The sequence below is a fragment of the Synechococcus sp. MU1655 genome (genome assembly GCF_023630655.1).
Lineage (GTDB): Bacteria > Cyanobacteriota > Cyanobacteriia > PCC-6307 > Cyanobiaceae > Synechococcus_C.
Genome location: NZ_JAKUHK010000033.1, coordinates 1 through 12,750, shown reverse-complemented (window position 1 = coordinate 12,750; position 12,750 = coordinate 1). Strand labels below are relative to the sequence as shown.

Annotated in this window: 16 protein-coding genes and 2 pseudogenes; 11 read left to right on the top strand and 7 right to left on the bottom strand. The window is 58.2% G+C overall.

All coding sequences use genetic code 11. From position 1 onward, the window contains the following. A pseudogene (locus NCN04_RS03030) lies at window positions 1–186 on the bottom strand (alpha/beta fold hydrolase); the annotation flags it as partial. Window positions 187–223: 37 nt separating this feature from the next. Here NCN04_RS03030 and NCN04_RS03025 point away from each other — a divergent pair. The 5 genes from NCN04_RS03025 to NCN04_RS03005 all read left to right on the top strand — a co-directional run bounded on the left by NCN04_RS03025 (window position 224) and on the right by NCN04_RS03005 (window position 3,684). Continuing rightward, the gene (locus NCN04_RS03025; protein ID WP_250395144.1) at window positions 224–1,405 is read left to right on the top strand and encodes a class I SAM-dependent methyltransferase; all 1,182 of its coding nucleotides are present in this window, start codon (window positions 224–226) and stop codon (window positions 1,403–1,405) included. 27 nt (window positions 1,406–1,432) lie between these two features. Continuing rightward, window positions 1,433–1,531: a cytochrome b6-f complex subunit PetM gene (gene petM / locus NCN04_RS03020; RefSeq protein WP_006852199.1), complete on the top strand. Its 99-nt coding sequence runs from the start codon at window positions 1,433–1,435 to the stop codon at window positions 1,529–1,531. Between the two features lie 55 nt (window positions 1,532–1,586). Then, entirely contained in the window at window positions 1,587–2,594 is a 1,008-nt protein-coding gene (locus NCN04_RS03015) for an NAD(P)H-binding protein (RefSeq protein ID WP_250395143.1), read from the top strand. A 26-nt stretch (window positions 2,595–2,620) separates the two neighbouring features. Beyond that, window positions 2,621–2,836 carry a DUF8669 family protein gene (locus tag NCN04_RS03010; RefSeq protein WP_250395142.1) on the top strand — a complete coding sequence of 72 codons (216 nt, stop codon included), beginning with the start codon at window positions 2,621–2,623 and terminating at the stop codon, window positions 2,834–2,836. A gap of 62 nt (window positions 2,837–2,898) precedes the next feature. Beyond that, window positions 2,899–3,684, top strand: coding sequence for a methyltransferase domain-containing protein (locus tag NCN04_RS03005; RefSeq protein ID WP_250395146.1), 786 nt, complete (start codon window positions 2,899–2,901; stop codon window positions 3,682–3,684). Here the strand turns inward: NCN04_RS03005 and NCN04_RS03000 are convergent. Both NCN04_RS03000 and NCN04_RS02995 read right to left on the bottom strand, forming a co-directional pair. After that, window positions 3,653–4,294, bottom strand: coding sequence for a pseudouridine synthase (locus tag NCN04_RS03000; RefSeq protein WP_250395141.1), 642 nt, complete (start codon window positions 4,292–4,294; stop codon window positions 3,653–3,655). The genes NCN04_RS03005 and NCN04_RS03000 overlap by 32 nt on opposite strands. Next, on the bottom strand, window positions 4,273–4,521 hold the full coding sequence (locus tag NCN04_RS02995) for a Nif11-like leader peptide family natural product precursor (RefSeq protein ID WP_011618846.1): 249 nt from the start codon (window positions 4,519–4,521) through the stop codon (window positions 4,273–4,275). Before NCN04_RS02995 ends, NCN04_RS03000 begins: the two co-directional genes overlap by 22 nt. Window positions 4,522–4,750: 229 nt before the next feature. Between NCN04_RS02995 and infA the strand changes: the two genes are divergently transcribed. Further along, entirely contained in the window at window positions 4,751–5,020 is a 270-nt protein-coding gene (gene infA, locus NCN04_RS02990) for a translation initiation factor IF-1 (RefSeq protein ID WP_006041809.1), read from the top strand. 1 nt (window position 5,021) lies between these two features. Here infA and trxB read toward each other — a convergent pair whose 3' ends face one another. From trxB to NCN04_RS02975, 3 genes are all read right to left on the bottom strand, one after another. Then, window positions 5,022–6,386, bottom strand: a complete 1,365-nt coding sequence (gene trxB, locus NCN04_RS02985) for a thioredoxin-disulfide reductase (protein WP_250395140.1) — start codon at window positions 6,384–6,386, stop codon at window positions 5,022–5,024. A gap of 127 nt (window positions 6,387–6,513) precedes the next feature. Further along, window positions 6,514–6,762 (bottom strand): DUF8673 family protein, encoded by a 249-nt coding sequence (locus tag NCN04_RS02980; protein ID WP_250395139.1) that lies wholly within the window; start codon window positions 6,760–6,762, stop codon window positions 6,514–6,516. Between the two features lie 96 nt (window positions 6,763–6,858). Continuing rightward, window positions 6,859–8,268, bottom strand: a complete 1,410-nt coding sequence (locus NCN04_RS02975) for a DEAD/DEAH box helicase (RefSeq protein WP_071840726.1) — start codon at window positions 8,266–8,268, stop codon at window positions 6,859–6,861. 148 nt (window positions 8,269–8,416) lie between these two features. On the opposite strand from NCN04_RS02975, the gene NCN04_RS02970 reads away from it, so the two are divergent. Beyond that, the gene (locus tag NCN04_RS02970; protein ID WP_245407270.1) at window positions 8,417–8,593 is read left to right on the top strand and encodes a hypothetical protein; all 177 of its coding nucleotides are present in this window, start codon (window positions 8,417–8,419) and stop codon (window positions 8,591–8,593) included. Between the two features lie 19 nt (window positions 8,594–8,612). On the opposite strand, the gene NCN04_RS02965 is transcribed toward NCN04_RS02970, so the two are convergent. Continuing rightward, window positions 8,613–9,203, bottom strand: coding sequence for an EF-1 guanine nucleotide exchange domain-containing protein (locus NCN04_RS02965; RefSeq protein WP_250395138.1), 591 nt, complete (start codon window positions 9,201–9,203; stop codon window positions 8,613–8,615). A 120-nt stretch (window positions 9,204–9,323) separates the two neighbouring features. On the opposite strand from NCN04_RS02965, the gene NCN04_RS02960 reads away from it, so the two are divergent. The 4 genes and pseudogenes from NCN04_RS02960 to NCN04_RS02945 all read left to right on the top strand — a co-directional run. Continuing rightward, window positions 9,324–10,463, top strand: a complete 1,140-nt coding sequence (locus NCN04_RS02960) for a Re/Si-specific NAD(P)(+) transhydrogenase subunit alpha (protein WP_250395137.1) — start codon at window positions 9,324–9,326, stop codon at window positions 10,461–10,463. Then, window positions 10,463–10,807: an NAD(P) transhydrogenase subunit alpha part 2 gene (locus NCN04_RS02955; RefSeq protein ID WP_371190319.1), complete on the top strand. Its 345-nt coding sequence runs from the start codon at window positions 10,463–10,465 to the stop codon at window positions 10,805–10,807. The genes NCN04_RS02960 and NCN04_RS02955 overlap by 1 nt, the downstream gene beginning before the upstream one ends. Beyond that, window positions 10,807–12,228, top strand: a complete 1,422-nt coding sequence (locus tag NCN04_RS02950) for an NAD(P)(+) transhydrogenase (Re/Si-specific) subunit beta (RefSeq protein ID WP_250395136.1) — start codon at window positions 10,807–10,809, stop codon at window positions 12,226–12,228. Before NCN04_RS02955 ends, NCN04_RS02950 begins: the two co-directional genes overlap by 1 nt. Window positions 12,229–12,235: 7 nt before the next feature. Continuing rightward, window positions 12,236–12,750: pseudogene (locus tag NCN04_RS02945) on the top strand (alpha/beta fold hydrolase family protein); the annotation flags it as partial.

Here is a 12,750-nt window from a genome sequence, read left to right as displayed (position 1 = left end):
TGTGAGTGGAGCTGCGTTGTGACGCCAATGGCTGCTGCTGGCACCAAATCCATGCAGCAAAACCATCGGGGGAGCTTGGGGATCCCCGAGTACGCGCCAGTGACAGCGGTAGCCCTGCCAGGTCCAAACCGCACTTTCGCCCCAATCGGCACCGTTCGAGGCAGGCTGGAGAGCGGTTGCGTGCACACGCCTGACGGAGTTGAACGGTCACTATCGCGAAGGGATGGCATCTGTGCGGCCCGGGGGTGGTTTCTTTCGCCCCGATTCCAGACCGGCGAGAGATCTCTCTGTGTTGTTGGCTGCCTCAACTTTGGAGGGCGCTTCCAGGGATCAACCCCTGCGCTGGCTGGACCTCATGGCTGGTTGCGGGATCCGATCTCTTCGCTGGGGACTGGAGGGGAGGGGGGCGTCCCAGCACCCCGTGGAGCTCTGGGTGAATGACGCGGATCAAGAGCGTGGGCCCCTGCTAGCCGCCAATCTCGAACCGTTGCAATCCTGTGCTGGGGTGGTGCTCACCCAGAGCCATCAGGCGGCGGAGAGGCTCCTGCGTGAGGCCTATTTGGAGCATCGTTTTTTTGATCTGATCGATCTCGACCCTTTTGGATGCCCGAATGTGTTGCTCCAATCCACACTCCAGGCGATGCGGTTTGGAGGCGTGCTGTTGCTTGCGAGCACCGACGGTCGCTCACCGACGGGGCATGACCGGTTTGCCGCTGTGCGTCGGTTTGGTGCAGCGGCTCGTGCGCACCCCTCGAGTTGGGAGCTGGCTCTGCGCCTTCAATTGGCTGCCTTAGCCCGTGAAGCTTGGCTGCTGGGACGAGGTCTAGAGCCCTTGTTTTGCTTTAGCGATGGCCGCACCTTCCGTGTTGCGGTGCGCATGCGTCAGCGGATCCGTTCGGGTGAAGAGCAGCAGCTGGGGTTTTTGGCCCGTTGTGACCGCTGCGGTGACCAGGCGGTGCAAGCGATGTTGGACCTGCAGGGTTGGAGACCCTGCGCCTGTACCGATGGCTGCGGACGTTGGGCGGTGAGTGGTCCTCTCTGGATTGGTCCGCTGCAGGATGTTGGCCAGATCAACGGCCTCTTGGAGATCAGTGACCAGTTGGATGCAGCTTCGAGCACGGGGTTAAGCGAGGGGCAAGACCGAACCCTTGCCCCTCGCAGCAGGAGGATGCTGGAGGGGTTGATGGCGGATCCTGGTCAACCGGCCTGTTGCTGGTCGACGGGTGAATTATCCCGACGACTTCAGCTCAAAGGCCCCCCTGCGATCGAGCCCTTGGTTGCAGTGCTTCGGGCCTCCGGTTACAGCGCGTCGGTGAGTGGAGTCATGGCTGGGCAGGTGCGAACCAATGCGCCTCTCGGCATCTTGTTGCGACGATGCGCCGAATTTGGCGGGAAAGATCGTTAAATAGATGTTGATTGTGAATCCCGTTTCATGGCTTCGGAAATTTTCGGAATTGCTGTCGTGTTCTGGGTGTTGATTCCCGTGGGCCTCGCTGGTGGTGCCTTGCTTTTGAAACTCCAAGGCGACTGATAGGCGCACCCGGACTTTGGGCCCTTTAGGCTCCTCGCTTGGAATGACTGACCCGATGCAGGTTCTGGTGGTTGGTGGGACAGGAACGCTTGGTCGTCAAATCGCGAAACAAGCGATTGATGCTGGCCACAAAGTGCGTTGCGTAGTGCGCTCACCTCGTAAAGCAGCCTTCTTACAGGAGTGGGGCTGTGAGCTCACTCGCGGTGACCTTCTTGAGCCGGACAGCCTGGATTACGCACTCGATGGCATGGATGCGGTTATCGATGCCGCCACGAGTCGTCCAACCGATCCCAAGAGCATTTACGTCACCGATTGGGACGGCAAGCTCAACTTGCTCAGGGCTTGTGAGCGTGCCGATGTGAAGCGCTTCGTGTTTCTCTCCCTCTTGGATGCCTCAAAGCACCGCGATGTTCCGCTGATGGACATCAAGCACTGCACTGAGCGGCTGCTGGAGGAGTCGGATCTGGATTACACGATCCTGCAAGGAGCGGCGTTCATGCAGGGCGTGATCAGTCAGTTCTCGATCCCCATTTTGGAAAGTCAGACGGTGTGGGTGAGTGGAAGTCCAACCCGCATCGCCTACATGAACACGCAAGACATGGCTCGTTTCGCGGTCGCTGCCGTGGATCGCCCAGAGACGATTCGTTGCTCGTATCCCGTGGTGGGACCGAAAGCCTGGAACACCGGAGAAGTGATTCAACTCTGTGAGCTGGCTAGCTCCAAGTCGGCAAGGGTGTTTCGCGTTCCAGGGAGCCTGCTGAATTTGATGCAGGGGATCTGCTCATTCTTCGAACCCGCTGTCAACGTGGCTGAGCGTCTGGCGTTTGCTGAGGTCACGGGTGGAGGCGGATCTCTTGACGCTCCTATGGAGGCTAGTTATCGCGCCTTTGGCCTGGACCCCAGTGAAACGACGCAGTTGGAGACCTACATCCGCGAGTACTACGACACGATCTTGAAACGCCTCAGAGACATGGAGGCCGATCTAGACAAGGACGCCAAAAAAAAGCTGCCTTTTAGCCCCGTTGACGGCGAGAGTGGTGTATTTGTACTATTTGCTCGCTAGTATTTGCATGTTTCTGGATCATTCTCATGTCTGCCGCCCAAGTCAAAAACCTTCAGAGACGGCTCGACAATCTTGCTCGAGAAGCGGAAACGGAGCTCAACCGTGCTTGTGGGCATGAGCTGTGGCAAAGCGTTGGTTTCGATGCGTTTGATGGGATGGAGGATATCGATCGCCGCGCTAGCGCCAATTACTACTACGGGCAATGGCAAACCGTGCGTGAGCTTCAGGACGTCCTGAGCTAGGGACTGGCTCTCTTAAGGGCTTGGGATCTGTTCAAAATGGGGGTAATCAAACGCTGTTGCCGATGTCGTCTTGTTGCGGTCCTAATCCCTCTTCGTTCGATCAAACGCAGGCGGTGGAGGACCGTTATGGAGCGGCTGCCTCGGAACAAGAAGCCTGTCTCTGCACTCCAGTGGCGTTTGATCCCTCGTTGTTGAAGCCCCTCCCCCAGGCTGTGGTGGAGAGGGATTACGGCTGTGGTGATCCCACTCGTTGGGTGCGCTCTGGAGATACTGTTTTGGACCTCGGTAGTGGAAGCGGAAAGAACGCCTTTATTTGTGCACAGGTGGTTGGGGCAACAGGCCAAGTGATTGGTGTGGACCGCAATACGGAGATGTTGGCCCTTTCTCGCTCTGCTGCACCCGTGGTGGCAGAGCGGATTGGCTACGCCAATGTTTGCTTTCTCGAGGGTGCGATCGAGGCGCTTGATGCCACCGATGCCACGGGAGCGCCTCTGGTGGCTGATTCCAGCATTGATCTGGTGCTCAGCAATTGCGTGCTGAATCTGGTGAACCCTTCCGCCCGGGAGAGGTTGTTGCAGAACATTCGGCGCGTCCTTCGGCCTGCGGGGCGCGTAGCGATCAGCGATATTGTTTGCGATCGCCCGGTGCCGATGGCTCTTCAGCAGGACGCCGAGCTTTGGAGTGGCTGCATCAGTGGGGCCTGGTTGGAGGAGGCTTTTTTGGAGGATTTCCGAGCGCTGGGGCTTGAGCAGGTTCAGTACGCCGAGCGTTCTGCCACTCCCTGGCGGATTGTTGAAGGAATCGAATTTCGCGCGGTCACGCTGACCGGTGCGCTGCCGAACGGTTAAGCAGCCGCTTGAGGCGTTGATCTTCCGAGCGGGTGACCTCGCGCCACATTCCTGGACTGAGGCCATTGAGGCTCAGGGTTGTCTCTCCATCCATTAAGTCGATGGAGTGACGAATCAGCCTCAGGGTGGGGAGGCCCACCGCTGCGGTCATGCGACGCACTTGGCGGTTGCGTCCCTCACGAAGTTCAAGACATAGCCAGGAGGTTGGAATCGAACGACGTTCTCGAATCGGTGGATTGCGATCGCCAATTGTTTGTCTTTCTTGATCGGCTAATACCCTCGCTTTCGCAGGCCTGGTTCGGCGCCCTTGAATCATCACTCCCCGCTGAAGTTGATTCAATTGGCTTTCATTCGCGCAGCCCTCCACCTGGACCCAATACTGTCGCCAGTGGCCAAATCGAGGATCGGTGAGGCGTTGCTGCAGCCGGCCGTTGTCGGTGAGCAACAGCAACCCTTCACTGTCGGCGTCGAGGCGGCCAGCAGCGTAAACATTTGGGATTGGGACCCACTCAGCTAGGCATCCCCAGCGGCTCTGCAGTTCAGGTGTGAACTGACTCAGAACCCCATAGGGCTTGTGCAGCAGAAGGATCAGTTGTGTGCTCCAAAGCAAAGCAAAAGTGCTTCGCCCCAGCTGGACGCGTTGTTGAGATGGTCATCATGAAGATGCTTCATCTTCTCTGCTTGCATCTTCATGAGTGTGGCTTGGTTGAAGACGTGCCCTTGTTCAGAAGCAAGATTCACAACGTGAGCTGGTGTGGGTGCCTGGCGTACCTGCTCCCGTAGCTGAGAATCGGATTGAACCAGGGATGTGAAAGCAATCAGAGCTGATTCAGACACAAAAACACTTCAGAACTTGCCAACAAGCTAATTCGCATTCTGACGGTTACGCCAGAGATTCACAGCGCCGATAGAAATCAGCAACAGGCCCAGGTCGAGGGTGAGCGGGGGGAGCATCAAATGGCTTGAAGTAGCGGAGATGACCTTAAACAGACTGACGGGGCAATGGTGGAAAAGCGTTGAAGGTGGCCTCCTAAACTGGCATCAATGACGACGTTGACCTTGGCGCATGATTGAGACCTCGGGTGTGATTGAAAAAGAGCAGGGCAACGGGTTTTACCTCGTGACCCTGGAGCAGCCCGCTGGTCACCAGTGCCTGTGCCGCGCCGCCGGAAAGCTCACAAAATTCCGAATCAAACTGCTGGCAGGTGACAAGGTTCTGGTGGAAATCAGTCCCTATGACCTGACCCGTGGTCGGATCACTTACCGCGAGCGCAATGCGGGTGCACCGGGTGGGCGTCCAGGTGGTAACCGTCCTGGTGGCCCACGCCGCCGTTAAGTCACTGGGCGTTGAGAAGGGCCTCGATCGCACCCTTGAATTCACTGCGCTGTTTCACTCCGCGCCACTGCTGTTGCAGCGACTTGTCATAAAACAGCTGGACCGTTGGGGTGCCGTTGACGCCAGCCTGTTCTGCAATCTCTTGATCGGCTTCGATGTCAATTTCGACGCCCTGAGCCTGACCATTCAGTTCTGAGAGCACCCGCTTCAGCTGTGGCTTCAGCACATGACAGGGGCCGCAGCTTGGGGAGCTGTAAATAACGAGCAGGGGTTTCTTGCTGTCGTGATAGAGCTTGCGGAGGGCATAACTTCCTTTTTGCCATTCAGCATTGGCGTCGTAACTGGCTTCCGTTGTTGCTTCTAAGGCTTGTGGCGCACTGGCTTTTTGCGGCTCAACCGCCTCACGACTCACAAGCGTGGCCAAGTCGTGATGGCTTAACCAGCGTTCTGCGGCAAGGGCCGCTTGGCAGCCACTGCCTGCAGCTGTAATCCCTTGTCGCCATTCCGCATCGGCGACGTCGCCGGCTGCAAACACACCTTCCATGGAGGTCTCTGGTCTGCCGGGTTGGGTGACGAGATAACCGCTGCGATCACAATCCAGTTGGCCTTTCAACAGTTCGGTGTTGGGCGTGTGGCCAATGGCATAAAACATTCCACGCACGGCCAATGTTTCCTCGTTGCCACTGTCTCGATTGCGAAGTCGTAGGCCGTTCATCCAGTCCGTTCCTTCAACGTCCACCACCTCGGTGTTCCAGTGGACCGTGATTTGGGGATTGGCTTCAACCCGGTCAGCCATGGCTGCACTGGCTCGCAAGCGGTCCGAGCGAACCAACAGGTGCACATGACTGCCGTACTTGGTGAGATATACCGCTTCTTCGCAAGCGGAATCTCCGCCTCCAACCACCGCCAATTCCTCCTTGCGGAACTGGGGAGTTGCGCCATCGCAAATGGCGCAAGCACTAATTCCCTTGCTCCAGAAGCGTTCTTCGCTGGGTAAGCCCAAGCGGTTGGCGCTCGCGCCAGTGGCGATGATGATCGATTGGGTTTGGATCGTCTTGCCGTCGGCCTGAATGCGGTAAGGACGCTGGCTCAAGTCGATCAGGTCAGCATCGGCTTCGAGAAGATGAGTGCCCCAGCGCTCCGCCTGAGCTTTCATGAGATCCATCAGATCGGGGCCTAGGACCCCATCAGGAAAGCCGGGAAAATTTTCAACATGCGTGGTGGTCATCAGTTGACCGCCCGGGATCCCGCCGCGCTGAAATCCCGTGATAAGGAGCGGATTGAGGTTGGCTCTTGCCGCGTAAATGGCTGCCGTGTACCCAGCTGGGCCGGATCCGACGATCACTAGGTTCTCGCTCGCGCCCATGGCTTATGCGTATTGAGTATGAGTTGAATCTAAAGGGGCTCTCTGAGCGGTCGCTTTGTTTTTAATGAGAAACGCTGTGCAATTTCCGGGAGAATATGTGTCGCAAAAGCAAGATTTAATAATTTATTTAGATTTCGACCGAATCCTCAGCGCCTTCTTCGAGGTCGAAACCTTGTCGTTTCTCTGAAATTTGCCCCACGCTCATCACGGATTCAGCAAAGAGTTCCGGACTTTCCCCGATACATGTGATCCATTCCCTGAATTCTTGAGTCAATGCGTAGCTGTCCTCATAGCGCTCAGTGCTGTCTAGGGCATTGATTCTGGTTGTTGCCCAGCAGGTGGCAACACTGACTCGGCGTTCAAGTGCTGCGTCCATGACTGACTCCCTGATAGAGACCACATTGCCTGTTGGAGGACCAACATCGTGTGTGATTTCGCACAACGTCGCATTTTTTTTTCTGCGGAGAAGTTTTCATTGATGCAAAAAATTGGGTAATTCGGGGGTTCTGAGGCGAATCACGGCACCAGCTCCGTCATTGACGGCCTCCAAGGGAAGGCTGGGACCTCTCCATGCGCCCGACTGCAGCGGGTCATCGGAATCTGCTTCCTGTTGTTGGGCTTGAATCCGATAGGGCTCTGAGAGAGACCAGCTGCGCGCGTAGCTCATCAGCAATGGGTCCGCAGGAGCAAACACATAAGAAGGGTCTCGAGGCACCGTTTCAGTGGCTGCCCTGGCGCTGCACATCCGAACAGCGCGGGTGATGCCCTGCACGAAGCGACTGCGGGTGACGACTGTTGTGAGATAGGCGACAACGCGCAACCTTGGGGCGTCGAAGCCTTCGGCGCACATGTCGATGCTGACGAGCCAGTCGGCACCACCCTCTTGAAAGCTGCTGAGTCGTTGGGCGGCCTCTGGATCTTGCGAATGCACCAGGTCCACCCGATCACCCTGCTCCCTCAGCAGGGAGCTGATCGATCGGGCGTGAGCAATGTCTTTGGCAATCACGAGACCGCCAGCGCTCGGGTGCTGTTCACGCACCTGCTCCAGTTTGCGTCTGGCCCTGATCAAGAGTTGCTGAGCAATGCTGCTGCTATCGGAGAGACGGATCGCCCTGCGCAAATTGCGTGCTCTCCAGCTTTCACGCATCTCCTCAGAGAGAGGCGAGACGTCGCGATCAGGCTTCCCAGCACGATTGTGCTCCACCCAACCGTCTTGGAAGCGAAATTCCAGCGGTCGTACGTCACCAGCGGCAATCAGCTCTCGGGGCTCAACGCAGAGGTCAGGACTGATCTGCTCCACCAGTTGTTCCCCCTCCTGGATTCGGATCCGTCTCGCGGCACAAAAGGCGAGATTGTCGGCTCGAAAGGGGGTCCCTGTGAGCCCCAGCCTGAGTCGAGCCTGGCTGCTCAGCTCTAAAAAGGTGCGTCCCCAGACCGGACCATCCGGCTCATCCGGATCTACGCCCAGGTGATGCGCTTCATCCGCAATCGCTAAAAGCTGATCACCAGCCCATGGCTCGAGCGCCTGTTTGAGCCCGTCGAGCTGACTCGCTGCCCCTTGGTAGGTGACGAGCCAACCATCGGCGTGCTGGAGGTTTTGGCTCTGGATGTTGGGTGTCGATTCATTCCAGTGCTCGAGGCGTAACCCCACCCGTTCGGCTGCTGTGCGCCATTGGTTGAGGATCGATGTGCGGTGACACATCACCAAAAAGCATTTCAACCTCCCCTCTTGCTGCATGGCTTGAAATCCGAGCAGGGCCCCCAGGGTTTTGCCCGCACCTGGTCCTGCATGGATCAGCACGTCGCGCCCGTGGCTTGCGTCTGGATCCAGGCGTCTGCGCAGCAGCTGAACCAGTTGCTGTTGCCACTGACGCGGTTGGATCCTGGCTCGTGGGCCGTCTCCTGCGAGCTGAAACGAAGGACGTGCGATCGGTCAGCCGCAAAAGTTAGGTCTTTCTAACCATTCCATCCGTGGATGCCACCCTTAGCTTCCAGCCAACAGCTCTTGGGGTTTCCGGCCCCCTGCCGCCATGGCCAAAAGCCGTCCTCGTTACCCATCCAATCCTGATCAGCGCCAACGGCTTGAGCAGTGTTGGCCCCTTGAATGCGATATCGATCCGTTGATTCTGCGGCTGCGTTGGTTGCAGCACCAGAGGCAATGGCCCCTGGTGCAGGCGGTTGAGCAAGAGCTTTTGCCGCTCTTTTAGCCGGGATCGAGATCTATGGCTAAAGGGATTCGCTGTGGTTATAGAGCAAGCGCTCTACTTCCATGAACCCCTCTTCTGCAGCGGTTTGCGCCCGTTGCGCATCGCCGTCAGCCGCACTGGTGAGTTGGCTGACAATGCGCTGCAACATGGCCGTTTTCTGGTCTTGAAGCATGGTCAGAATTTCGTCTTCGATCAGCTGACGCACGGCGTTGCTACGCAGATGATCGTCTGAGGCTTCTTCAAAGGTTCCCTGGACGAGTTCTTGAATGAACAAACGGTGAACTTCGCTGCTGCGCAGGAAGCTTTCGGTGGCGTTGATCATTCCATCAACCAGAGTCCGATCCGGCTCGGCCTCTGTGTCGGACTGTTTGTCTTGCAATTTGAATTCCCAATCCAGGTGGCGTCGTTGCCAGCCCGCTGCGTGCAGGCTGGGCATCACCGATTGAGAGAACGTGTCCACAGACATTTCGTAGACCCGTTCTGCGAGGCGCTCGCACCATTCCCGGCCATGTTCGGCAAGAAGTTCTTCCATGGTGCGGCGATTCACGGCATGCCCGCCGTGATGGCTGTGGCAAACGCCATCGGGACATTCGATTGCGGAGAGACCCATGCGCCTAAAGACAGAATCCCCTGACTAGCCACAGCTGCTTCACTAAGTCAGCTTCTACAGAAAAGATGCGTTTCGGGAGCCACGACCTCGTAATCTCAACTGGGTGGCGGCACAACGAACTTGCCCAGACTCCTTATCCCGATTGAAAGCGCAGCGGCTGAAACCCGTGTGGCTGCTTCACCCGAGACCCTTAAAAAATTCATTGCTCTCGGCTGCTCCGTAGCCGTCGAGCGTGGTGCCGGAGTGTCCTCCGGTTTTCTTGACGAGACCTACGCCAGTGCTGGAGCCGATTTGGTTGCTCCAGGAGAGCCGCAAGCCTGGGGTCAGGCCGACGTTTTGCTGTGTGTTCAAAGCCCTGGTCCGGCATCGCTCGGTCGCTTGCGCCGGGGTGCCCTGGTGGTGGGGATGTTGTCCCCCTATGGCAATCACGAGCTAGCGGAAGCCTTGAAGGGATGTGGTCTTTCAGCCATGGCCCTTGAGCTCCTGCCCCGGATCAGTCGTGCCCAGTCCGCTGATGTGCTCTCGTCTCAGGCCAACATCGCTGGCTACAAGGCTGTCTTGCTTGGCGCTGCGGCCTTGGATCGCTATTTCCCGATGCTGATGACCGCAGCAGGCACCGTGCAGCCCGCCAGGGTTGTGGTGTTGGGTGCTGGTGTTGCAGGTCTTCAGGCCGTGGCCACTGCTCGCCGTTTGGGGGCAGTTGTGTATGTGAGCGACATTCGCCCTGCCGTGAAAGAGCAGGTGGAGTCGCTGGGAGCCCGTTTCATCGATCCCCCGGAGATGGATGACAAGCCAGCGGAATCGGGTGGTTACGCCAAGCAAGCCTCAGACGCGTTTCTGGCCGCGCAGCGACAACAGCTATCTGACCAATTAGCCCAGGCTGATGTGGCAATTTGTACAGCCCAAGTTCCTGGCAGGCGAGCCCCACGCTTAATCAGTGAGGACATGCTTGATCGCATGCGCCCTGGATCGGTGGTGGTTGATCTGGCCGTTGCTCAAGGAGGTAACTGTGCCGACACCGTTCCGTCCCAAACGGTGAACCGTAAAGGCGTGAAGCTGATTGGTGCGAACGAACTTCCCTGCAGCGTCCCGAATCACGCCAGCGCGTTGTACGCCCGCAATCTCTTGGCATTACTGCAGCCCACCCTTCAAGACGGCCAGCTCACCCTCGACAACGAAGACGAGCTGATTGCCGGATGCCTGATCAGTCAGGACGGCACCATCTGCCGCGGAGACGTTCTCACCCCAGGAGCCAACTAATGGATTCTCTTCTACTCATGGGTGCGGCCACTGCCTCCCAAACCCCACCTCTGGTGAATGCTCTCTGGGTCCTGCTGCTCGGAAGCCTGCTTGGCTTCGAACTGATCGGCAAGGTCCCCCCAACGCTTCACACGCCATTGATGAGTGGTGCCAATGCCATCTCCGGGATCACGATGCTGGCCGCTCTTACCGCGATCATCAAAGCTGATGGAAGTACCCCTCTCCTGGTTCTCGGCTCGGTCTCTCTTGGTTTCGCTCTTTTCAACGTGATTGGCGGCTTCCTGGTCACTGACCGCATGCTCGCCATGTTCAGCCGCAAGCCCGCCCGCAAGGAGAACAGCTGATGGAGTTCCTGAACTACGCCATCGACCTCGTCGCCGTTCTGCTGCTGGCACTCGGCATCAAAGGTCTTTCCAAGGTGCGTTCCGCACGGAGTGCCAATCAGCTCGCCGCTGTTGCCATGGCCCTCGCTGTCATTGGTCTTCTGATCAGTTATTTGGGCTTCCCAAGCTTCGATGGACAGGCCTGGGCCTGGATCATCGCCGGCACTGTTGTGGGTGGAGTCCTGGGTGCGATCACGGCCCAGAGGGTTCCCATGACCTCCATGCCCGAAACTGTGGCGCTGTTCAACGGCTGCGGCGGCATGTCATCGCTGTTGGTGGCCCTGGCTGCAGCACTGTTCCCCGGCACGCTCGATGACGGCACGCTCGTCGCGGTGGTGTCGATTGTGATCTCGGTCTTCGTTGGCTCGATCACCTTCACAGGCTCGATCGTGGCGATGGCCAAGCTCCAGGGCTGGCTCTCAACGCCTCCCTGGATGCAGAGCAAGATCCGCCACCTTGTGAACATCGCTCTGGCCGTTGTTTGTCTTGTGGCTGCGATCAAGTTGATCGCTTCCGACGGCAGCAGTCAGGCCGCGCTGTGGTTGCTGGTGATCGCCTCCGGCCTTCTGGGCATCGGCGTCACCCTGCCGATCGGTGGAGCGGATATGCCAGTGGTGATCTCTCTTCTGAATAGCTATTCCGGTGTGGCTGCCGCTGCTGCCGGTTTCGTTGTGGGCAGTCAGCTGCTGATCGTGGCTGGCGCGATGGTGGGCGCTGCCGGTTTGATCCTCACCCAGGTGATGTGCAACGGCATGAATCGCTCGCTGGTGTCGGTGCTGTTTGGCGGAGCTCTTGGCGCTTCATCCACAGCCTCCGGTGGTGGTGGCGAATACACCAACATCACCAGTTGCAGTGTTGAGGAGTGCGCCCTCACCCTTGAAGCGGCAGAACGCGTGATCATTGTTCCCGGCTATGGCCTGGCTGTGGCCCAGGCCCAGCACACGTTGCGAGAGGTAACCCGCTCCTTGGAGGCGGCTGGGATTGAGGTGGCCTATGCGATTCACCCTGTGGCGGGCCGCATGCCCGGTCACATGAATGTCCTTCTGGCTGAGGCCGATGTGCCTTACGAGCAGCTCAAGGAGATGGATGTGATCAATCCTGAGTTCCCTGCTACCGATGTGGTGCTTGTGTTGGGTGCCAATGATGTGGTGAATCCCCAGGCCAAGACCGACCCCAATTCGCCGCTTTATGGGATGCCAGTGTTGGATGTTCAGCAGGCCCAGACTGTGTTTGTGGTGAAGCGCGGCATGAGTGCTGGTTATTCCGGCATCAAAAATGACCTGTTTGAACTCGGCAACACCTCCATGGTGTTTGGCGATGCCAAGAAGGTGCTTGGAGATCTGCTGGGAGAACTCAAGGAGTTAGGCGTCGGTAAGAAATGATGCGCCTGTGAGCTGGCCTGATCCAAACCCAGACCCCCAGCTGCTGAAGCAACTGGGGGTTGCTCCCTTTCGGCAGCGTTTTCCCTGGTGGGGGGGCGACCTTCAGACCTTGAGGGACACGCTCCGACCCGTGGATTTGCCGATCGATCAGGGTCAACCCCTGGAGATCGAAGTACCTGCTTTGAGCAGCGGTGCCGCGGGCTCTGGAGCCCTGCTGGCTTTCTTGGAGTGTCCACCAGCTCCGAAGGCGCTGGTGGTTGTCTTGCACGGACTCGGGGGCTCGAGTCGACGGGAAGGCCTGCGCAGGCTTGGTATCGCCCTGTTTGCGGCTGGATATGCGGTGCTGCGCCTCAACATGCGTGGTGCCGATCCTGGCCGACATCTTGCGGGTGGCACCTTTCAACGCCAGCTGAGCGCATTGCCGCCGGCCTCGACCCAGCACACCAGCCTCTGGATGGATTGTTCTGTGCCAGCAGTCCCTTGGATCTGGCTGCCTGCAGTGCATCGATTGAACGTCCTCGC

Bases quoted from the DNA above. Each gene is read 5' to 3' on its own strand.
- NCN04_RS03025 (WP_250395144.1), top strand. From the start codon at position 224: ATGGCATCTGTGCGGCCCGGGGGTGGTTTCTTTCGCCCCGATTCCAGA.
- petM (WP_006852199.1), top strand. From the start codon at position 1,433: ATGGCTTCGGAAATTTTCGGAATTGCTGTCGTGTTCTGGGTGTTGATT.
- NCN04_RS03015 (WP_250395143.1), top strand. From the start codon at position 1,587: ATGCAGGTTCTGGTGGTTGGTGGGACAGGAACGCTTGGTCGTCAAATC.
- NCN04_RS03010 (WP_250395142.1), top strand. From the start codon at position 2,621: ATGTCTGCCGCCCAAGTCAAAAACCTTCAGAGACGGCTCGACAATCTT.
- NCN04_RS03005 (WP_250395146.1), top strand. From the start codon at position 2,899: ATGTCGTCTTGTTGCGGTCCTAATCCCTCTTCGTTCGATCAAACGCAG.
- infA (WP_006041809.1), top strand. From the start codon at position 4,751: ATGATTGAGACCTCGGGTGTGATTGAAAAAGAGCAGGGCAACGGGTTT.
- trxB (WP_250395140.1), bottom strand. From the start codon at position 6,386: ATGGGCGCGAGCGAGAACCTAGTGATCGTCGGATCCGGCCCAGCTGGG.
- NCN04_RS02980 (WP_250395139.1), bottom strand. From the start codon at position 6,762: ATGGACGCAGCACTTGAACGCCGAGTCAGTGTTGCCACCTGCTGGGCA.
- NCN04_RS02970 (WP_245407270.1), top strand. From the start codon at position 8,417: ATGGCCAAAAGCCGTCCTCGTTACCCATCCAATCCTGATCAGCGCCAA.
- NCN04_RS02965 (WP_250395138.1), bottom strand. From the start codon at position 9,203: ATGGGTCTCTCCGCAATCGAATGTCCCGATGGCGTTTGCCACAGCCAT.
- NCN04_RS02955 (WP_371190319.1), top strand. From the start codon at position 10,463: ATGGATTCTCTTCTACTCATGGGTGCGGCCACTGCCTCCCAAACCCCA.
- NCN04_RS02950 (WP_250395136.1), top strand. From the start codon at position 10,807: ATGGAGTTCCTGAACTACGCCATCGACCTCGTCGCCGTTCTGCTGCTG.